Source organism: Paraburkholderia sediminicola (assembly GCF_046027825.1).
In the GTDB taxonomy this organism is placed as follows: Bacteria; Pseudomonadota; Gammaproteobacteria; order Burkholderiales; family Burkholderiaceae; genus Paraburkholderia; species Paraburkholderia sediminicola_D.
On record NZ_JAQQDU010000071.1, the window covers coordinates 1 to 20,761 of the forward strand.

The following is a 20,761-nucleotide window of genomic DNA, read 5'->3' on the forward strand; positions in this document are numbered from 1 at the left end:
GGCTGGCAAAAACCCAAGCCAAGCCCAACGCCGCAGGCAACCAGACAAAAGCGCCGCGCAGGCAAACAATCCAGGCAAACACCCAAACCAACCGCCGAGCAGGCCACCACCCTTATACCTTCAGCACCGAAGCCGCCACCTCCTCCCTCGATTGCACCTGCAAAACCGCATCCCGCTTATCCAGCAAATGCTGCCGCAAGATAGAACTCAACTTCTTCCCATCTCGCGCCTCAAGCGCCTTCAACATCTCATCGTGATCATGAATCGCACTATCCCACTTAGGGATCTGAAAATTCGACCGGAACCGCAACGCCTGCAGGCGTCGATTGACAGCGACATAAGTCTGCCGCAGTGCTGAATTCCTCGCCGCCTCATTGATCTTGTCGTGAATCGCCTGGTTGCGGCTGTAATACCCGGCCAGATCATTCTGCGTCCGGCAAGCCAGCATCGCGTAATGCAACGCTTTGATCTCGGCAAGTTCCGCAGCCGTCATCCGCTCCGCCGCCAACTCGCCGGAAAAAGCCTCAAGACCACTCATCAATTCAAAGGTCTCGCGCAACTCCGCTTCCGACATCTTCGACACCGACGCGCCCCGGTTCGGCGAAATCTCGATCAGCCCCTCGGCGGCCAGCACCTTCAGCGCCTCCCGCAACGGCGTGCGCGAAATCCCAAGCGTCTCGCATAACTCGCGCTCGTTCAGTTTCTTGCCCGGTTCAAGCACCCCTTCGACGATAAAGCGGCGAATGTGCTCCACCACCGTGTCGTGCAAGCGCTGACGCTCGACCTTCGGCATCAGCGGGGAAGCGGCCACACCCGCATCAAATTCCGAATTTTGCATACAAAAGCCCTCAACATCATGTAAGCGGGATTTTATCGGAAGGTTGAAGATTAGGTAAGAGCGCGGGTAAACACCGGTGTCAGCAAGCAATTTTCGTCTTGGGGACAGCGCGGATCATCTGATATAGTTTTTTGCATGCAAAATTCAATCGGAGGAGCCAAATGCTCAAGCTAGACTTTCACCCCGCTGGCCGTCACTTCCTGCAGATCCCGGGTCCGAGCCCGGTGCCCGATCGGATTCTCCGGGCGATGAGCTACCCGACCATCGATCACCGCGGCCCCGAGTTCGGCGAACTCGGCCTGAAAGTGCTCGAAGGCATCAAGAAAATCTTCAAGACGCAGCAGCCGGTGGTGATCTATCCGGCCTCCGGCACCGGTGCGTGGGAAGCGGCGCTGTCGAACACGCTGAGCCCCGGCGACAACGTGTTGATGTTCGAAACCGGTCATTTCGCCACGCTGTGGAAAAAGATGGCGGAAAGCCTTGGGCTGAAGCCTGAGTTCCTCGGTCTGCCCGGCATTGAAGGCTGGCGGCGTGGAGTTCAGCCGCAAATGATCGAGGAGCGCCTGCGCGCCGACACACAGCACGCGATCAAGGCGGTGTGCGTGGTCCATAACGAAACCTCGACGGGCGTGACCTCGGATATCGCCGCCGTGCGCCGCGCGATCGACGCCGCCGGCCACCCGGCGCTGCTGCTGGTCGACACGATCTCGGGCCTCGCCTGCGCTGACTATCGCCATGACGAATGGGGCGTCGACGTCACCGTGTCGGGTTCGCAAAAGGGCTTGATGCTGCCGCCGGGCATCAGCTTCAACGCCATCTCGCCGAAGGCGTTCGCCGCCAGCAAGCAGGCCAAACTGCCGCGCAGCTTCTGGGACTGGACCGACATCGTCGAGATGAACAAGACCGGCTACTGGCCGTACACGCCGAACACGAACCTGCTGTACGGGCTCAATGAGGCGCTGGAAATGATTCTCGGCGAAGGGCTCGACAACGTGTTCGCCCGTCACGAGCGTCTCGCCGAAGCCACTCGCCGTGCGGTTCGCACGTGGGGTCTGGAAATCCAGTGCGCGGATCCCGCTGTGTATAGCCCGGTGCTGACCGGCGTGATGATGCCCGAGGGCATCGATGCCGACGCGGTGCGCAAGGTCATCTACGAACGCTTCGACATGTCGCTCGGCACCGGCCTCGGCAAGATGAAGGGCCGCATGTTCCGCATCGGCCACCTCGGCGACTGCAACGACCTGATGCTGCTGGCGACGCTGGCCGGTTGCGAAATGGGCCTGCGGCTCGCGGGCGTGCCGCTTAAGGAAAGCGGCTTGCCTGCTGCTATGGAGTGGCTGAGCCAGCCGACGCAAGCCTCGGGACTGAGAGCGGCTGCTTGAGCACGTGAGCGCTTGGGCGCCGGGCGCATCTGCTGGACAGCGCACAGGCGCTCGGCGCGCCAGCGTATGAGCGCATCAGCGCATCTCGCAGCAAGGGAAGGCGGGAAGCACTTCCCTCATGAAGCCGCGCATAGAACGCGGCCCATCAACAACATGCGATGTTCCCGCGGCGCAGGTCGCCGACGGGCGACGACGCAGCGCGCCATTCCAGGCGCGCCGTCGAAAGACTGCAATGGAGAGAGACGATGAAGCGGTTTCGTGTGAGCAGTGCGACCAGTATCGTTCTAGTGATGCTATGCATCATGTACTTCATCACTTACCTGGACCGCGTCAACGTCAGTACCGCGGCTGCCGGATTTGGCAAGGAGTTCGGCCTCTCGCATACGGAAGTGGGCCTGGTGTTTTCGGCTTTCGCCTATCCGTATCTGATCTTTCAGATCATCGGTGGCTGGGTCAGTGACCGCTTCGGTGCGAAACGCACGCTGATTTTCTGCGGCGTTATCTGGGGCGTTGCAACTTTGCTGACCGGGCTCGCAGGCGGCCTGATCTCGTTGCTGGCCGCACGCGTGTTGCTCGGTTTCGGCGAAGGCGCCACGTTTCCCGCGGCCACATCGGCGATGGCGCGCTGGGTCGCGAAAGAAAAGCGCGGTTTCGCGCAGGGCATCACGCACGCGGCATCGCGGATCGGCAATGCAGTGGCGCCGGCCATGATCGTGCTCGTGATGGCGACATGGGGCTGGCGCGAATCGTTCTATATCTGCGGCGTATTCAGTCTGCTGTGGGTGGCGGTGTGGGCGTTCACGTTCACCGAACATCCGAAAGACCATCCGCGTATCACGACTGAGGAACTCGAAGTCTTGCCCGCGCCGAAGCCCAAAGCAGCCGGCGTGCCGTGGGGAAAACTGTTTCGCCGCATGTGGCCGGTCACGATCGTGTACTTCTGCTACGGCTGGACCTTGTGGCTGTTCCTTAGCTGGATTCCGCAGTACTTCCTGCACAGCTATCACCTGCAACTGCAAAAGTCGGCGATCTTCGCATCGGTCGTGTTCTTTGCCGGCGTACTCGGCGACACGCTTGGCGGCATCGTGACCGACTGGATCTTTACGCGGACCCGCAGCCTGAAGCGTGCGCGAAGCTGGATGGTGTCGGTGTGCATGTTCTTTTGTCTGCTCTCGCTGATTCCGCTGATGTTCACGCACGACCTGTATCTGTCGATGGCGTGTCTCGCGTCAGGTTTCTTCTTCGCTGAAATGACGATCGGCCCGATGTGGGCGATTCCGATGGACATCGCGCCGGAATACTCCGGCACCGCGAGCGGCATGATGAACACCGGCTCGGCGTTGGCCGCGATCATCTCGCCGGTGGTCGGCGGATTCCTGATCGACTACTTCGGTAGCTGGGAGTTGCCGTTCGTTGGCAGCATGCTGTTGATGGCGATCGGCGTGGTGCTCGCGTTCCGAATGCAGCCGGAAAGCAAATTCGAACTCAACGCGGCCGACAAAGCGCACGCCACCAGGGGCGCGGGTGCATAAGCGGAATGTATCGTTCCCTCTCTTCGCCTTCAAAGAAATGACAACACCATTGAGTCAACGTCTCGCCGACGCGCGCCGCAATCATCTGACGCTCGATGCGTTGCCGTCGGAGCAAACGCCTGCGGACGGCGCCGCCGCCTACGTGGTCCAGCACGACATCCTGAGCGTACTGGGCGCGCCGATCGGCGGCTGGAAGATCGGCGCGAAGTCCGACAGCGGCCTGATCCAGGGCGCACCGTTGCCTGCGAACGATTTGCACGCCGAGGGCGCACGGTTGTCGCGTGAGGCCTTCACCCCGTTGGGACTCGAACTGGAGATCGCATTCCGTTTCGGCCGTCGCTTCGAGCCATCGACAACACCCTATAGCGAAGCCGAAGTCCACGCAGGCGTCGGCTCGTTCGGCGCAACCATCGAGATCGTGGCGAGCCGTTACGCCGACTGGCCCAATGTCGACAAGCTCGCCCAACTGGCAGATTTGCAGAATCACGGCGCGCTGATCGTCGGCGAATTTGCGCCGTATCGCGAGGATTTTCCGTTTGTGGCGCCGTCGGCCCGCTTCAGTTTCGAAGGGCGTGACGTGGTCGAGACGACGCCCGCCAATCCGGCCGGTGATCCGCGGCGCCTGCTGGCATGGCTTGTCAATCACGCCACGTCGCGCGGCATCGCGGTCACGCCGGATATGGTCATCACCACCGGTTCGTACACCGGAATGTTTTTTCCGCAGAGCGCGGGCACGGCAAGCGGGCGCATTGAAGGGCTCGCGCCGGTCAGCCTGACGCTGTACTAGCCCGTTTTCTTATAGACCGACGATATGACGAACTCTACTTCCGCTTTACTCGTCAAGCCGATCCATCTGGTGCCGTCCGCCGCGCGCCTGACGACGCCGCTCGCGCAGCATCTGCGCAAGTCATTGCGTGGCGACGTGCTGTTCGATGCGGCGAGCCGCGGCCGTTATGCGACCGATGCGTCGATCTATCAGATCACGCCGATCGGCGTGGTGGTGCCGCGCGATCAGGACGATTTGCGCATCGCCCTGGACATTGCGCGGAGCGAGAAAGTCCCGCTTCTCGCACGCGGGGCGGGCACGAGCCAATGCGGCCAGACCGTCGGCGAGGCGCTGGTGATCGACACCAGCAAGTGGCTGAATAACATCGTCGAGTTCGATGCCGATGCGCGCACGGTGACCGTCGAACCGGGTGTCGTGCTGGACCATCTGAACGCATGGTTGAAGCCTCACGGCCTGTGGTTCCCGGTCGATGTCTCGACGGCGGCGCAATGCACGATCGGCGGCATGGCGGGGAACAATTCGTGCGGCTCGCGCTCGATCGAATACGGCAATATGGTGCACAACGTCGACGCGATTGACGCCATTCTCGCCGACGGCAGCGAAGCACGTTTCGCCTCATTGCGGGAGGCGCCGCAACGCGCGCGCTTGCAGCAGATAGTGGAAGGCGTGAAGCAGATTGCCCAACGCGAGCGTGATGAAATCGTCGAACGCATACCAAAGGTGCTGCGTCGTGTCGCGGGCTACAACATCGACGTGTTCGATTGCCAGAACCCGCGCGCTTATACCGACGACGGTATCGCGAATCTCGCGCATCTGCTGGTCGGTTCGGAAGGCACGCTTGCGTTCAGCCGGCAACTGACGCTGAAGCTCGCACCCCTGCCCACGCATAAGACGCTTGGCGTGGTCAACTTCCCGACCTTCTGGCAGTCGATGGATCTCACGCAGCACATCGTCAAGCTGAAGCCGGTGGCTGTGGAGCTGGTCGATCGCACCATGATCGATCTGGCGATGAGCAATCCTGCCTTCCGGCCGGTGATCGAGAAGGCGCTGGTCGGCGAGCCGCAAGCGATCCTGCTGGTGGAATTCGCCGGCGAGAACCGAGACCAGCAATTCGCGTCGCTCAAACAACTCACTGAACTGATGGCCGATCTCGGCTTGCCCGATTCGGTCGTCGAGATGCCTGCCGCGAACGAACAGAAAGCGCTGTGGGAAGTCCGTAAAGCCGGCTTGAACATCATGATGAGCATGAAGGGTGACGGCAAGCCGGTCTCCTTCATCGAAGATTGCGCGGTGCCGCTCGAACATCTGGCGGAATACACGAGCCGCCTGACCGAAGTGTTCCATCGTCACGGCACGGAAGGCACCTGGTATGCGCATGCAAGTGTCGGCACGCTGCACGTGCGGCCGATTCTCGATATGCGGCGCGACGGCGCGGCGAAGATGCGCGCCATCGCCGAAGAAGCGGCGGCATTGGTGCGCGAATACAAGGGCGCGTATTCGGGCGAACACGGCGACGGCTTGTGCCGCGGCGAATGGGTCGCGTGGCAATACGGGCCGCGTCTGAATCAGGCGTTTACCGAAATCAAAGCGTTGTTCGATCCGGATAACCGCTTCAATCCCGACAAGATTGTGCGTCCGCCGAAGATGGACGACACGCGCAATTTCCGCTTTGCGCCGGGCTACGAAGCGCATCGGATCGAGACCGCGCTCGACTGGTCGGCATGGAACCTCGAACGCGATCCGCTGACGGGGCAGGAGACGCTGCCGGGCAGTGGCAACGATCTGTCTGGCGGTCTCGCGAAGGCCGTCGAGATGTGCAACAACAACGGCCATTGCCGCAAGTTCGATGCGGGCACGATGTGCCCGAGTTATCGCGTGACGAAGGATGAGCAACATGTGACGCGAGGACGCGCGAACACCTTGCGTCTAGCCATCTCCGGGCAACTCGGCGAAGCAGGACTCGCCAGCGATGACGTCAAGGACACACTCGACCTCTGCGTGTCGTGCAAAGGCTGCAAGCGCGATTGCCCCACGGGCGTCGACATGGCGAAGTTCAAGATCGAGGCGCGGGCGGCGCGCGTCAAACGGCACGGGCTGCGTCTGCGTGACAGGTTGGTGGCTTTCATGCCGCGCTATGCCGCCGCGGCGAGCCGCATGCCGGGTCTGATGGCGTTGGCTGATAACGTGCCGGTGTTGTCTGCGTGGTTCAAACGCTCGGTTGGTTTCGCGCCTGAACGGACGCTGCCGCGCTTCAAGAAATCGTTTCTCTCTAACGCAGTGCCGGGCAAACGGACCCAAGGCGGCGCGCTGAAAGAAGTGCTGCTGTTCGTCGACACATTCAACAACAACATGGAACCTGAAAACGCGCGCGCCGCGCAACAGGTGCTCGAGGCTGCCGGTTACACGGTGCACTTCAATACGCGCCAGGGCGAGCGGCCGGTGTGTTGCGGGCGCACCTTCCTCGCGGCCGGTTTGGTCGATGAAGCGAAGCAGGAAGCGCGGCGCATGCTCGATCTGTTCAAACCGTTTGTGGAGCGTGGCGTGCCGATTGTCGGGTTGGAGCCGTCGTGTTTGCTGTCGTTACGCGACGAGTTTCTGCACTACGGTTTCGGTGAAGAAGCACAACGGCTTTCGAAGCAGGCGTTTCTGTTCGAAGAGTTTCTGGTGCGCGAGGAAAACGCCGGGCGCTTGCAGCTTGCGTTGAAGCCGTTGGCGAAGGAGCAGGCGCTCGTACACGGTCATTGCCATCAGAAGGCGTTCGATGCGTTCACGCCCGTGCAGACCGTACTGAACTGGATTCCTGAACTGAAAGTGTCGACGGTCGAGTCATCGTGCTGCGGTATGGCGGGCAGCTTTGGCTACGAGGCCGAGCACTACGCGACATCGCAGGCGATGGCGGAGCTGTCACTGCTGCCCGCGGTGCGCAAGATCGACGGCAATACGGTGATGGTTGCAGACGGCACGAGCTGCCGCCATCAGATTCATGATGGAGCGGGTGTCGACGCGATCCATGTGGCGCGCGTGCTGGCGATGGCTTTGAAGTGAGGTCGGCCGGATCAGCGCACCCGTCACGACTGCGCGCTGACCACCTGCCGATACACCGTCGGCGCCACGCCGACGCCTTCACGAAAACGGTGGCTGAAATGGCTGGCGTTCGCATAGCCGCATTGTTCGGCGACTTGCGCAAGCGGCAGTCTCGTGGTGCGCAGCAGCGTGCGTGCGCGTTCGAGCCGTTGCTGCGCGATCCAGGCAGCAGGCGGTAGTCCGAACGACGCGCGGAACATACGCGCCAGATGAAATTCGGACAGCGCCGCTACGCCGGCAAGCTCGCCGAGCGTGAGCGTTTGCGCGAGATGGTTCTCGATGTAGTCGCGCAAGCGCCGCCGGGTTGCGACCGACAGACCGCCCTTGAGCGACGCGTCCGTGCGGCGCACGCCTTGTGCGCGCAGCAGCAGACTCAGCACCTGATGCGCGGTTTCATTGGTTCGCAGCAGGCCATCCGGGTCCTGCCAGTCTTCATTGGCGAGCGATTGGCACAGGCTCGCGATGCGGGCGTCTTCGAAATAGGTGCGATCGGCAAGCGTGAGTTCGCGCGGCTCGCGATCGAGTTCCTGCACGGCGCGCTGCGTGAAGTGTTCGGGCAGAAAGTAAAGATGCATGAAATGCATGTGGCCGCGCACCCACCATCGCGATTCATGCTCGCCGGGCAATGCGCAGAGCCGCGACGGCGCGCCGTAGCGCCCGGGCATCTTCTGACGCTCGGTGCGATAGCCGCCATCCAGATAGCACGACAGCGTGTGATGACCGGGCCGCTCATAGATGGTCTCGGCTTCCTCGGTGTCGCGGGTCCAGAGGGCGATGGCGAGCCGGTCGCCCAGCCACGCGAACCGTTCGAGATTCGCGTTGGCGTCGCGCAGCGTGTGACAGACCGACTGAAGGCCGAACGGCGTTTCGGTGGATTCGATCACGGGGGCGGGCGGTCTGGCGTTCACGGAACGAGCGGCATGCAGTCGATGGCAGGGTAAATGCCAGTATAGGGCGAGCCGCCGCCAGCCGCGCGGACCGCCCAGAAAATGCGCAATCCTGGACAAGTGCGGCCGCCGGCGCTGCAGCATAGTGGAATCACCGCTTCTTGCTGCTGCAGGCTTCGCCATGAATCTTTCGCTCTATGCCGTCACCGTGCTGATCTGGGGCACCACGTGGATCGCCATCAAATGGCAACTGGGTGCGGTGCCGCCGCCGGTGTCGATTGCGTGGCGTTTCTGGATCGCGGCGCTGGTGCTGTTCGCGCTGCTGCGCATCATGCGCCGGCCGATCTGGCCGCCGCGCGCCGCATGGCGCTTTCTGGCCGCGCAAGGATTGGCGCTCTTCTGCCTCAACTTTCTGTGCTTCTACTATGCCGAACAGGTGGTGCCGAGTGGCCTCGTCGCGGTGGTGTTTTCCACCGCGCCGCTGCTGAATTCGATCAACGGCCGGCTCTTCATGGGCCGTCCCTTGCAACCGTCCGCGATTGCCGGTGCGGCGTTGGGGCTCGTCGGTATCGTGTGCCTGTTCGTCCAGCAGATGGCGGGACACCTGGGCGACCACGCGGTGTGGCTGGGACTGGCTATCGCGTTCCTTGGCACCTTGTGCTTTTCGGCCGGCAATCTGCTATCGAGCCGGATGCAATCGATGGGTTTGCACCCGTTCGCCACCAATAGCTGGGCGATGCTGATCGGCGCCGGCATCCTGACGGTGGGCAGCGCGCTGGCCGGTTTTTCTTTCGCCATCGAGCCTGACGCGCGTTATCTCGGCGCGCTTGTTTATCTGGCCGTGTTCGGCTCGGTGATTGGCTTTACCGCGTACCTGATGCTGGTCGGGCGGCTCGGACCGGAGCGGGCCGCCTACTGCACCGTGCTGTTTCCGATTGTGGCGCTGGTGGCGTCGACGATATTCGAGGGCTATCGATGGTCCGCGCTGGCGGTGCTCGGGCTCCTGTTGGTGGTGGCCGGGAATCTGGTGGCGTTCGATCTCACGCGCCGACTCTTTGTGCGGCGGGTGAGGGCGTCCTGAGGGCGTGGGCCCTGGGTGCGCCGGCAATCCCACAGGATGGCAACTTGAATGACGGCGCTTTGGACGATGCGCCTCGGAGGAGGCGTTTTCGATGGGCGCTGTCCCTAATCCGCCGCCGTCCACTCCGGCCGCTTGCCAAGGCTGTCGAACAGTTCGAGTATCGTCGCCTTGACCTTCTGCACGGCGTTGCTCAGTAACGCCGTGTCGTGCCAGCAGAGCGACAGGTCGCGCGAGAACAACCGATGATCGACCTTGGCAAGTTTGAGCTTGTGCTCATCGAGTTCGACGTGGGCAGCCGTCCACGGCAGGATCGTCACGCCTAGCTTCGCCATCACCGCCGCGAACAGCAAGGCGGTGGAACTGGCCTCGAACAGAATCTCGCACGGCAGTCCGGCTTCGCGTAGAGCCCACTCGACGCGGCTGCGAATCGTATTCGGCGCGCTCGGCAGGATCAGCGGCATGCGCGCGAGTTCGCTGATCGACACCGGTTCGCGTGGCATCTCAAACTCCGGCCACGCAATCAGATAGAGCGCCTCGGTGAGCAGCCTTTGCGCGGCGACCCCGCGCGTTTCGACCGCGTCCACCACGACGGCCAGTTCCACGCGTCCGCTACCGATCAGACTGCCGAGCTCCGCGCTCGGTGCTTCGACCAACTCCAGCGCAATGCCGGGGTAACGGTCGCGAATCGTGCGTGCAAGCGGGATCGCCACCATTCGCGCCGTGCTCGACGGCATGGCGACCGACACTCTGCCCTGCGGCAGCTCGGCGTCCTGCCGCAGCAGTTCACGCGTGCTGTCGGCCTGCCGCAGTAACTCGATGGCGTGCCGGTAAAGCGTTTGCCCGGCTGCTGTGGGCGCCACGCCCTGCACGCTGCGCTCGAGCAACTGCATCCCCAGATCGCGCTCCAGATTGCGCATCTGCTGGCTGATCGCGGGCTGCGCGATATGCAACGCTTCGCTCGCGCGCGTGACGTTGCCGCACTCCACCACTTTGACGAAATACCGCAGTTGCCGCAGATCCATGTGCGTCGCTCGCCCCCTCATCCCATAACGAAATCCGATCGAGCTAGAGAAATATCATATTTTTAGATTATCGAGTGCGTTCTTATACTCAATCTACAAAAAACCGAAGCGTGCCCCGCCTGAGCTGTCCGGCGCCACTTCAGAACGGCCGGCGTCTGCCGGCTAGGAGACAAGGATGTCCAAAGCGATGGCTGCATCGACGCCCGGGCTCAAGCCCCGGCGCACGCCCCTCACCCGCGAGCAGATCGGCGGCTTCTGGGCGGTTTACTCGGGATGGGTGCTGGACGGCGTGGATTCGGTGATCTACGCGCTCGTGCTGATTCCGGCGCTCACCGAGTTGCTGCCCGTCTCCGGCATTGCCGCGACGCCCGGCAATCTCGGCATGTACGGCTCGATTCTGTTCGCGTTGTTTCTGATCGGCTGGGGGCTGTCGTTCATCTGGGGGCCGCTCGCCGACCGCTTCGGGCGGGTCAAGACGCTTGCTGCCAGCATCCTGATCTACTCGGTGTTCACCGGCGCCGCGGCGTTCGCACACAACGTCTGGGAGTTGGCCGCGTTCCGGCTGATTGCGGGCATCGGCGTGGGTGGCGAATGGGCGCTGGCGGGGACTTATGTCGCCGAGAGCTGGCCGGAAGATCGCCGGAAGATGGGCGCGGGCTATCTGCAGACTGGTTATTACGTCGGATTCTTCCTTGCCGCTTTGCTGAACTATACGGTCGGTGCGACATACGGCTGGCGCGCGATGTTCCTGTGCGGTCTCGCTCCGGCGTTGCTGGCGATTTTCACGGTGCTCAGGGTGAAGGAGCCGGGTCAGTGGCGCAAGGCCACGCATGGCCTCGGTCAGACGAACGCCGAAGCCGTGCCCAAGCGCCGGCCGCTGATGGAGATATTCTCGCCGGCTTATCGGCGTCGCACGTTGACGAGTGCGAGCCTGGTGGGTGTTGCGATCATCGGCTTGTGGGCCGGGTCGGTCTACGAAGCGAGCGCGGTCGTGACCCTGGCGACGCGCGCCGGCATCGACCGCGTCGGCGCCGTGCATCTCGCGTCGATTGGGGCGGCGGTGCTGTCGGTGGGGACGATCCTCGGGTGTCTCGTCGCGCCGTGGCTCGCGGAACGGTTGGGGCGCCGCGTCGCGCTTGGGACGTACTTTGCCGGTATGGCCGTGTCGATCGTGTTTGCCTTCGGCTGGGTCTTCTATCTGCCGAACGGCCTCAACCTGTTCATGGTGTCGCTGCTGTTCCTTGGCTTTTTCGGCGGCAATTTCGCGATCTTTTCGTTATGGCTGCCGGAGCAATACCCGACCCGGATCCGCGCTACCGCGTTTGCCTTTAATGCGTCGGTGGGCCGCCTGCTCGGTGCCGGTGTGAACTTCCTGCTGGCTGCCGCGATTCATTGGGAAGGTTCGCTCGGGCTACCGATTGCGTGGACCGCGGTGGCCTTTGTGATCGGCCTGCTGATCTTGCCGTTCGCTGTCGAGACCCGTCATCAGACGCTGCCGGAATAGTGCGTCGTCGGGCGCAGCATTGCTCGTGCTGTCCTCACTGGTCATCGGACGCTGCGGGCATAGCGCGGGAGTGTCACTCGGACTTTTCGCGCGGGTTATCGGGCGCTTCAGGCATTGCGTGGGCGCATCACGCGGGCTATCCGCAGCCGTCATCAATTCGTTGGAGAACTGAATGCAAGCGTTACAAGGAATCAAGGTCGTCGAACTGAGCCGTGCGCTGTCTGGGCCGTTCTGCTCGATGGTGCTGGCCGATCTCGGCGCGGACGTCATCAAGGTCGAGCCGGGGCCGGGCGGCGACATGAGCCGAACCTGGGGACCGTTCGACCGGGGCGTGAGTACCTACTATCTCTCCTGCAATCGCAACAAGCGCGGCGTGTGCATGGACTTTCGCAAGCCGGAAGGACTGGCCGCGATCCACCGCCTGATCGACGATGCCGACGTGGTGATCGAGAACTTCAAGCCTGGCACCATCGACAGCATGGGACTCGGCTATGACGTCCTCAGCGCGCGCAATCCGCGGCTGGTGATGGGCAGCATCAACGCGTTCGGCGCCGATGGTCCGATGAGCGGTTGGCCGGGTTTCGACCAGATCGCGCAAGGTTATTCCGGGTTGATGAGCCTGACCGGTTTCGCCGATGGCGACCCCACGCGCACCGGCACCGCGATTGGCGACCTGAGCTCGGGCATGTGGCTCGCGATGGCGATCCTGTCGGCGTTATTGGAGCGCGAGCGAACCGGGCGAGGCCAGCATGTGAGCACGTCATTGCTCGCGAGTCTGGTGGGGCTGCTGAGCGTGCATGGCCAGCGCTACCTGAGCCTCGGCGATATTCCGCGCCGCACCGGCAACGCGCATTCGGTGATCGCACCTTATGGCGTGTTCGAAACCGCCGACGGCCCGCTCAACATCGCGCCGATCACGGCGGACATGTGGCTGCGCCTGTGCCAATTGCTCGATTTGCCGACGTTGCCGGTCGACCCGCGCTTCGCGACTAACGAAGCCCGCGTTGCGCATCGTGACGAGTTGAAGGTTGCGTTGGAAGCACGGTTGAAGACGCGCAGTAAAAGGGAGTGGACGGAACTGTTTATTGGCGTCGGGCTGCCCGCGGGCCCGATCAATACGTTGGATGAAGTGTTCGCTGATCCGCAGGTGCAGCACTGCCGATTAGTGGAAACGGTTGAACACCCGACGCTTGGCGCGCTGCGCCAGGTTGTGACGCCGGTGTCGAGTTCGGCGGTGGCGGGCGATTCTTCGCATCACGTCAGCCGGCATGCGCCGCCGGGTCTTGGCGAACATACTGTCGATGTATTGCGCGGGGCGGGTTTCGACGAGGACTCGATTGAGGCGCTGCTTGCCGCGAAGGCGGTGTACCAACAGGGTGGCCATCTGTCGTCGGAGAAGGCTCGGGAACGCGCGGACGGAGTGACGCAATGAGCGGGCCGAGAACGTTGGAACCTGCTGCACCGGCCGCGCGATGAGCACTGGCGAAAAATTCGCAACCCGGCTACTAGATGGTGCAATAAGCACCGTGCAAAACTTGAAGCGCGGTGCAGGCGTTACGCAATGAGCGGGCTGCAAACCTTGGAACATGCTGCGGGGCCCGCGCTATGAGCCCTGCGCAAAACTCGAAACAGGGCTGTGAGAGTCGCGCACTAAACGCGCCGAAAAACTTGGAATACGCTGCTGGAATTGTGCAATGAGCAGATCACGAACTTTGGAACATGCTGTAGGGGTCACACGATGAACACACCGAACGCATCGCCGTTTGTAGTAACGGTCGATATTGTGGATGAGCGGATTGCACGTTTGACGTTCAGTCATCCTACGCGCCGGAATGCGTTGAGCGCGGAGTTGTTGCAGGCGCTTGACTCGCACCTTGTCGATCTTGCTGCGAAGCGGATACCGGTCGTGATACTAGGCAGCGGCGTTGGACAGGACGTTTGGAGCGCGGGTCACGATCTTGGAGAGTTGGCAAACGACCGCGATCCGATTGCCTACGGTAAGCCGTTGGAGCAGGTGTTACGCCGCGTGCGTGCGTACCCGGGCGTGGTGATCGCGATGGTGTCGGGCTCCGCGTGGGGCGGCGCTGTCGATCTGGCGATGAGTTGCGACCTTGTTGTTGCAGATAGCAGTGCGCGTTTCGCGATGACGCCGGCGAACATTGGCTTGCCCTATACGACGAGCGGCCTGCTCCGTTTCTTCAACAACTTACCGATTCATGTATTGAAGGAGATGTTCTTCAGTGCGCAGCCACTCGACGCCGCGCGCGCCGAGCGTTTCGGCGTGATCAACCGTCTGGTCGACGGCGACAAGCTGGAAGCAACGGCCCTTGAAATGGCGCGCGGAATCGCGAGCAAAGCGCCTCTGGCGATCCAGGCCGTGAAGGAACAACTGCGGATACTTGAAGACCTGCAGCCCATGCCTGTGCAAGCGATGGAACAGATTGCCGAACTGCGCAGGCAGGCGTGTGAAAGTGCTGATTTCAGCGAGGGGCTCACGGCGTTTTCAGAGAGACGGCCCCCGGTGTTTGGGGGCAAGTGAACAAGGCGTTTGCCGGAGCGGATGCCGTCGTTTGGGGGAGAGCGCTTGAAGCAGCGGTGATGTTCTGATCGATTGCGCCCGCACCGACAGGACGAGAGGTGAGCCTTTTCGGGAGCGAGGAAGTGGGCCGAAGACATCATAGGTGAGCTTTTCCGGGGGAGAGAAAAGCGCAAAGCGCGCATTTGCTAGTGCTTTACTGGGCAATCCACATGCGCCGAGAGGGCGGCCGGGGTGGCTCTATGAAGGACCCTTCGGCGCGCGCAGCGCCGCCGGAAGAATGACTGCTTTGTCACTCACGCGGAATGTGCGGGAGCACGGATTCCAGATGCACCACTACCCACTCCAAGCCAGGGGACCCGCTTAAGAGTTAGCGGATTAAGCTGCTTTCTTTTGCCTACTTTTCTTTGCAGCAGGCAAAGAAAAGTAGGTGCCTGCCCCGCACAGGGGCGACGCTAATAAACCACTGAGAAAACAAGGAAAGGCCAACGCCGCAGGCATACAGACAACGCGCCGTGCAGGCAGACAAACCAAGAAAAGGCCACCGCCGCAGGCACACAAAAACAAGCGCCGCGAAGGCAAACAAAACAAGAAAAGGCCACCGCCACAGACACACAAAGCAACAACCTCAAAAACCTATGAATTAACCACATGGGTAGACGAACCCTCCCAACCCCCGTATAATCCCCTCACCCTAACCGTGAAATCCCAGCTACATAGCCTAAGTTAGAAGGGGTTGAATGCAAATTAGCAGCAAACCGCACTCAGCCCACTGCAGGTAAAAAACCAGCATCTCAAGGGGCCCCAAACCCCAGTAAAAACCGGAAAGCCGCCCAGCGCAGCTATCCAAACATCATCGATGGATCTGGCACCAGCCGGTTGCGAAACAACCGGCAAGCCACCGAAGGCGAATTCAACACTCCGCCCTCGCGCCGAGGCAAAAAACAAACCCCCTCGGCACCACTCGGTTCAATTCGCGGCACTAGCCGCGTCCCGAACTTCCCATTCGCAGCGTCATCACGACGCCTGTGCGGCGTGGCTATTTCCGCGCGTCGCTCGAACAAGGAGGCGCATCTTCATGATTCAACGTCCTGCCAGACTGATCGGCAGTCTTGTCGCCATCGGCATTGTCGTCGCATTGCTGTGCCGCGCGATCGACCCCCACGCACTGCACCAGTACGCGCCCGATCTCGTCTACTACACGAAGCGGCACCTGCTGCTGGTCGGCTATTCGATGGCGCTCGCGCTGCTTGTCGGCATCCCCTGCGGCGTGCTGCTCAGCCGTCCGTCGTTCGCGCGTCATGCAGAACGCTTCATGCAGATCTTCAACATCGGCAACACGATTCCATCATTGGCAGTACTGGCGATTGCGCTCGGCATCTTCGGCATCGGCGATATTCCGGCGCTGGTCGCACTGTTCCTCGCATCGTTGCTGCCAATCACCCGTAACACTTACGAAGGCATGAAAAACGTATCGCCCGCGTTGCGTGAAGCAGCCCGCGGTCTCGGCATGACCGGCTGCCAGTCGCTGATGCGCGTCGAGTTGCCCAACGCGATGCCGATCATTATCGGCGGTGTGCGCACGGCGCTCGCGATCAACGTGGGCAGCGCGCCACTCGCGTATCTGATCGGCGCCGACAGCCTCGGCACACTGATCTTCCCAGGCATCTACCTGGACAATCAGCAGCAGCTGTTGCTCGGCGCCGCGGCCACGGCGATTCTCGCGCTGGTGCTCGACGGCATCGTCTCGGCCGGCAGCCGCTACCTGCTCGCACGACGCGGGGTGACGGCATGATGAATCTGTTCAAACGTAGCCGCTGGATCGCAGCCGGTGCGCTGCTCGTCACCAACCTTCATGCAAGTGCGGCCACCTTGGTGCTCGGTGGCAAGAACTTCACCGAGCAATACGTTCTGACCGAAATCACCTCGCAGTACCTGCGCTCGAAGGGCTACACGATCGACGCCCGTACCGGTCTCGGCAGCACGTTGCTGCGCAGTGCGCAGGAGAACGGCCAGGTCGATGTGGTGTGGGAATACACCGGCACCGCCGCCATCGTCTACAACAAGATCACCGAGAAGCTCGATCCGAAGACGATGTACGAACGCGTAAAGGCGCTCGATGCAAAACGCGGCCTCGTGTGGCTCAATGCGTCGCCGCTGAACAACACGTACGCGCTCGGCCTGCCGCAGCAGGTGGCGCAACAAACTGGCATTCGCACGATCTCGCAACTCGCGGCGAAGATCGCCGCTGAGCCCAACAAGAAGCACGTGTTCGCGATGGATGCGGAGTTCGCCAATCGTCCGGACGGTTTGAAGCCGCTCGAAGCCGCCTACGGTATGCAGTTCAGCCGCGCGGAAACCCGTCAGATGGATCCGGGTCTCGTCTACACCGCGTTGCATAACAACCAGGTGCCGATCGGTCTGATCTACACAACGGACGGCCGTGTGAAGGGCTTCAACATCGTGCCGCTCGAAGACGATCGCCACTACTTCCCGGCGTATAACGCGACGCCGGTGGTACGCAAGGCGATCCTCGACCAGAACCCGCAACTAGCCACGCAGTTGAACGCGCTATCCGACGCGCTGAACAACGACGCGATGCTGGAGATGAACAAGCAGGTCGACATCGACGGCAAGCCGGTGCGCGAAGTCGCCGCGGAATTCCTGCGCACGCACAAGCTGCCCTGAGCGGAGACTTAAAACATGACTGTATTCGACTATCTATCGGCCAACTGGCCGGAACTGCTGCAACTCACCGCGCAACACGTGTGGCTGGTGGGGATCGCGGTGGGTTGCGCGATTGTCGTCGGCGTACCCCTGGGTATCCTGATCAATCGCCACGAGTGGCTCGCCGCGCCGTTGCTGAGCATCGCAACCGTGGTGCTGACGCTACCGTCGATCGCGCTGTTCGGCTTGATGATTCCCGTGTTCTCGCGCTTCGGTCAGGGCATCGGCGCGGTGCCGGCGATCACTGCCGTGTTCCTCTATTCGCTGCTGCCGATCATGCGCAATACGTACCTTGCGTTGCGTAACGTCGACGCCGGCATCAAGGAAGCCGGTATCGGCATTGGCATGACGGACTGGCAACGGCTGCGTCTCGTCGACTTGCCGCTCGCGGTGCCGGTGATTCTTGGCGGCGTGCGCACGGCGGTGGTGATGAACATCGGCGTGATGACGATTGCCGCGGTGATTGGCGCGGGCGGCCTCGGCACGCTGATTATCCGTGCGATCGGCCAGAGCAACATGATGATACTACTGGTGGGCGCCGTGCTCGTGAGCGTGCTCGTGAGCGTGCTCGCGATCGTCGCCGACTTGCTGCTGCAAGCGCTGCAACGCTTGCTGACACCGAAGGGAGTACAAAAGACATGATCGCACTCGACCAACTGACCAAGACGTTTACGCAGAAGGACGGCCAGCAGGTACGCGCCGTCGACTCGGTGAGCCTCACCGTCGGCGAAGGAGAAATCTGCGTGTTTCTCGGACCGTCAGGCTGCGGCAAGACCACCACGTTGAAGATGATCAACCGTCTGATCGCGCCGACTTCGGGCCGCGTGCTGATCAATGGCGAGGACACCTCGGGCCTGAACGAAGTGGAATTGCGCCGTCACATCGGTTACGTGATTCAGCAGATCGGCCTGTTCCCGAACATGACGATCGAAGAGAACATCACGGTCGTGCCGCGCTTGCTGGGCTGGGACAAGAAGCGCTGCCGCGAACGCGCGACTGAACTGATGTCGATGGTCGCGCTCGATCCGAAGCAGTATCTGAAGCGCTATCCGCGTGAGTTGTCAGGCGGCCAGCAGCAGCGGATCGGCGTGATTCGCGCATTGGCGGCCGACCCGCCGGTGTTGCTGATGGACGAGCCGTTCGGCGCGGTCGATCCGATCAATCGCGAGTCGATCCAGAACGAGTTTTTCCAGATGCAGCGTCAGTTGAACAAGACGGTGATCATGGTGAGCCACGACATCGACGAGGCGATCAAGCTCGGCGACCGTGTCGCCGTGTTCCGTCGCGGCCAACTCGTGCAATACGATCACCCGGACACGCTGCTCGCGCATCCGCGTGATGAGTTTGTCGGCGCGTTTGTCGGTCAGGACAGCACGTTGAAGCGTCTGTTGTTGATCAAGGCCGGTGACGCCGCGACGCAACCGGAAACCGCACGTGCCGATACGCCGGTTATGCGCGCGTTCCAGATAATGGACGACAGTGATAGCCGCTACCTGACCATCGTCGATGACAACCAGCAGGCGCTCGGTTACGTGACGCGCCGTGCGGCGCGCGCGGGGCAGGGCGTGTGCGGCGAGCATCTGACTGAGTTCAAGGCGACGGTGAGCGCTGAGGAGCATCTGCGCATCGTGCTGTCGAAGATGTATCAGTTCAACTCGTCATGGATGCCGGTGCTGGATAGCGACGGTCGATACGTCGGCGAAGTCACGCAGGATTCGATCGCCGACTATCTGAGCTCGGGCCGGTCGCGCCAGCAGAGCGGTCAGCCGGCGATCGTGTCGCCGGCCGTGGTGGCGGCGGAAGCCGCTGCTGCGCAAGCTGCGGCGTCAGAACACGCTTGAGGTCGGGAACCGCCGCTGGTTGAACGGGCGACGGGCAGCGCGCAAGCAACGACATCAGGCAATGGGCGGCCGCATCCGGCCGCGCCAGTCGAGCAAAAAACTTAAGCCGCACGTCGGCCTTCGCTCCATCCCGGCGCGAAGGCCGCGAACGCCGCCAAAACCGCTGCACTTGCATACGTCACCAACCCCATCGCAGCAACCCACCACAACGCCGCCGACACATGCGGCGCTAGAATCGTCGCCGCACCTGCCATCGCGACACCGACCAGACCTCCTGCCTGCCGCAGCGCATTCAGCAAGCCGGATGCCACGCCGGCCAACTCTCCGGGCACCTGTTCCAGCACCGTCGAAATCATCGGCGGTACCGACAGTGCCGTCCCACCGCCGAACATCACCATCGCGGCATACGTGACGACCCAAGGCGCGCGCCATTCCAGACTCATCGCCATCGCCGGTACGGCAACAGCGGCCAGTACGAGTCCCGTTGTCATGAACTGCGTCGCGGTGAAGCGCCCATGCAACCTGCCCGCCAGCACATTGCCGAGCGACAGGCTGCCGGCGAGCGGCAACAGCGTGAGCCCGATCTGCCGCGCGTTGAAGCCGAACTGGCCGTGCAGATACAAACTCAACTCAAACAACAATCCGAAGTAGCCAACGTAGACGAGCGTCCCCATCGCATTCATCGTTACGAACATGCGGTTGCGAAACCACTCGATCGGGACCATCGGATGATGCGCGCGCCGCTCGACGGCGACGAGCGTCAGCGTTGCCAGCACGGCGAGCAGCGCCGCGCCCCACACCTCGTGGGCGGCGATCCCGCGCGACGGCAATTCGATCGCCGCATAGCAGAGCGCCCCGAGCGCGACGATGCTCGCCAGTTGCCCACCCCAGTCGAAATGGCGGCCGACGCTGCGCGTCGAATGACGGACGACGATCCATGCACCCGCGAACGCAACCAGGCCGGTCGGTACGTTGATCAGAAACGCGCTGCGCCAGCCGAACCCTTGCACGAGCAGGCCACCTAGCACCGGCCCGATCGCCGCCGCTATCGAGGCGATCCCCGCCCACGCGGCGATAGCGCGGCCGCGTTCGACCGGGTCGTCGAAGGTGCTGCGCACGATGGCGAGCGATGCCGGCAGGAATAACGCCGCGCCGCTGCCCTGCACGAAACGCGCGACTACCAGCGCGCCGACGTTCGGCGCCAACCCGCAAGCCGCCGAGGCCGCGACGAACAGCGCCAGGCCCCACAGATATACCGCTTTCGCACCGAAACGGTCGGACGCGACGCCGCCCGCGAGGATCAGCGCGGCAAAGCTCAGTGTGTAAGCATCGACGATCCACGCGAGACCGCCCACGGACGCGCCCAGGCTGGCGTGCATCGCGGGCAGGGCGACGTTGACGATGGTGGTGTCGAGCACGGCCATGAACATGCCGCTCGCCACCAGCGCGAGCGTCAGGCGCGGCCTGGCGGACCGCTCCGTGTCGGCTCGCATGGTGGGCAGCGGTTGTTCAGCGGCGCATTCGGTCATCACACTTCCTC

16 protein-coding genes are annotated in these 20,761 nt (G+C 62.4%); 12 read left to right on the top strand and 4 right to left on the bottom strand.

Annotated elements, in window-relative coordinates:
* Window positions 1-112: 112 nt before the first annotated feature.
* The gene (locus PQQ96_RS30140; RefSeq protein WP_408299433.1) at window positions 113-838 is read right to left on the bottom strand and encodes a GntR family transcriptional regulator; all 726 of its coding nucleotides are present in this window, start codon (window positions 836-838) and stop codon (window positions 113-115) included.
* 161 nt (window positions 839-999) lie between these two features.
* Between PQQ96_RS30140 and PQQ96_RS30145 the strand changes: the two genes are divergently transcribed.
* The 4 genes from PQQ96_RS30145 (at window position 1,000) to PQQ96_RS30160 (ending at window position 7,584) form a co-directional block, all read left to right on the top strand.
* Complete coding sequence (locus tag PQQ96_RS30145) at window positions 1,000-2,220, top strand: pyridoxal-phosphate-dependent aminotransferase family protein (RefSeq protein WP_408299377.1); 1,221 nt, start codon at window positions 1,000-1,002, stop codon at window positions 2,218-2,220.
* Between the two features lie 245 nt (window positions 2,221-2,465).
* Window positions 2,466-3,752 (top strand): MFS transporter, encoded by a 1,287-nt coding sequence (locus PQQ96_RS30150; RefSeq protein ID WP_408299379.1) that lies wholly within the window; start codon window positions 2,466-2,468, stop codon window positions 3,750-3,752.
* Window positions 3,753-3,789: 37 nt separating this feature from the next.
* Complete coding sequence (locus PQQ96_RS30155; RefSeq protein ID WP_408299381.1) at window positions 3,790-4,539, top strand: 2-keto-4-pentenoate hydratase; 750 nt, start codon at window positions 3,790-3,792, stop codon at window positions 4,537-4,539.
* A gap of 24 nt (window positions 4,540-4,563) precedes the next feature.
* The gene (locus tag PQQ96_RS30160) at window positions 4,564-7,584 is read left to right on the top strand and encodes an FAD-binding and (Fe-S)-binding domain-containing protein (RefSeq protein ID WP_408299383.1); all 3,021 of its coding nucleotides are present in this window, start codon (window positions 4,564-4,566) and stop codon (window positions 7,582-7,584) included.
* 23 nt (window positions 7,585-7,607) lie between these two features.
* Here PQQ96_RS30160 and PQQ96_RS30165 read toward each other — a convergent pair whose 3' ends face one another.
* A complete protein-coding gene (locus PQQ96_RS30165; RefSeq protein WP_408299384.1) occupies window positions 7,608-8,531 on the bottom strand; it encodes an AraC family transcriptional regulator in 924 nt (307 codons plus the stop codon).
* Between the two features lie 160 nt (window positions 8,532-8,691).
* Here PQQ96_RS30165 and PQQ96_RS30170 point away from each other — a divergent pair, with 160 nt between their 5' ends.
* Entirely contained in the window at window positions 8,692-9,591 is a 900-nt protein-coding gene (locus PQQ96_RS30170; RefSeq protein ID WP_408299386.1) for a DMT family transporter, read from the top strand.
* 104 nt (window positions 9,592-9,695) lie between these two features.
* Here the strand turns inward: PQQ96_RS30170 and PQQ96_RS30175 are convergent, their stop codons facing one another.
* Window positions 9,696-10,613 carry a LysR substrate-binding domain-containing protein gene (locus PQQ96_RS30175; RefSeq protein WP_408299388.1) on the bottom strand — a complete coding sequence of 306 codons (918 nt, stop codon included), beginning with the start codon at window positions 10,611-10,613 and terminating at the stop codon, window positions 9,696-9,698.
* Window positions 10,614-10,788: 175 nt separating this feature from the next.
* On the opposite strand from PQQ96_RS30175, the gene PQQ96_RS30180 reads away from it, so the two are divergent.
* From PQQ96_RS30180 to PQQ96_RS30210, 7 genes are all read left to right on the top strand, one after another.
* Window positions 10,789-12,117 carry an MFS transporter gene (locus tag PQQ96_RS30180; RefSeq protein ID WP_408299390.1) on the top strand — a complete coding sequence of 443 codons (1,329 nt, stop codon included), beginning with the start codon at window positions 10,789-10,791 and terminating at the stop codon, window positions 12,115-12,117.
* 172 nt (window positions 12,118-12,289) lie between these two features.
* The gene (locus tag PQQ96_RS30185) at window positions 12,290-13,549 is read left to right on the top strand and encodes a CaiB/BaiF CoA transferase family protein (RefSeq protein WP_408299392.1); all 1,260 of its coding nucleotides are present in this window, start codon (window positions 12,290-12,292) and stop codon (window positions 13,547-13,549) included.
* A gap of 306 nt (window positions 13,550-13,855) precedes the next feature.
* On the top strand, window positions 13,856-14,656 hold the full coding sequence (gene scpB / locus PQQ96_RS30190; RefSeq protein WP_408299394.1) for a methylmalonyl-CoA decarboxylase: 801 nt from the start codon (window positions 13,856-13,858) through the stop codon (window positions 14,654-14,656).
* 1,075 nt (window positions 14,657-15,731) lie between these two features.
* Window positions 15,732-16,448 (top strand): ABC transporter permease, encoded by a 717-nt coding sequence (locus tag PQQ96_RS30195; protein ID WP_408299396.1) that lies wholly within the window; start codon window positions 15,732-15,734, stop codon window positions 16,446-16,448.
* Window positions 16,445-17,341 carry a glycine betaine ABC transporter substrate-binding protein gene (locus PQQ96_RS30200; protein WP_408299398.1) on the top strand — a complete coding sequence of 299 codons (897 nt, stop codon included), beginning with the start codon at window positions 16,445-16,447 and terminating at the stop codon, window positions 17,339-17,341. Before PQQ96_RS30195 ends, PQQ96_RS30200 begins: the two co-directional genes overlap by 4 nt.
* Before the next feature lie 15 nt (window positions 17,342-17,356).
* Window positions 17,357-18,022, top strand: a complete 666-nt coding sequence (locus PQQ96_RS30205) for an ABC transporter permease (protein ID WP_408299399.1) — start codon at window positions 17,357-17,359, stop codon at window positions 18,020-18,022.
* The gene (locus PQQ96_RS30210; RefSeq protein WP_408299400.1) at window positions 18,019-19,221 is read left to right on the top strand and encodes an osmoprotectant ABC transporter ATP-binding protein OsmV; all 1,203 of its coding nucleotides are present in this window, start codon (window positions 18,019-18,021) and stop codon (window positions 19,219-19,221) included. Before PQQ96_RS30205 ends, PQQ96_RS30210 begins: the two co-directional genes overlap by 4 nt.
* Window positions 19,222-19,322: 101 nt before the next feature.
* On the opposite strand, the gene PQQ96_RS30215 is transcribed toward PQQ96_RS30210, so the two are convergent.
* Window positions 19,323-20,714 (bottom strand): MFS transporter, encoded by a 1,392-nt coding sequence (locus PQQ96_RS30215; protein WP_408299435.1) that lies wholly within the window; start codon window positions 20,712-20,714, stop codon window positions 19,323-19,325.
* Window positions 20,715-20,761: the final 47 nt, after the last annotated feature.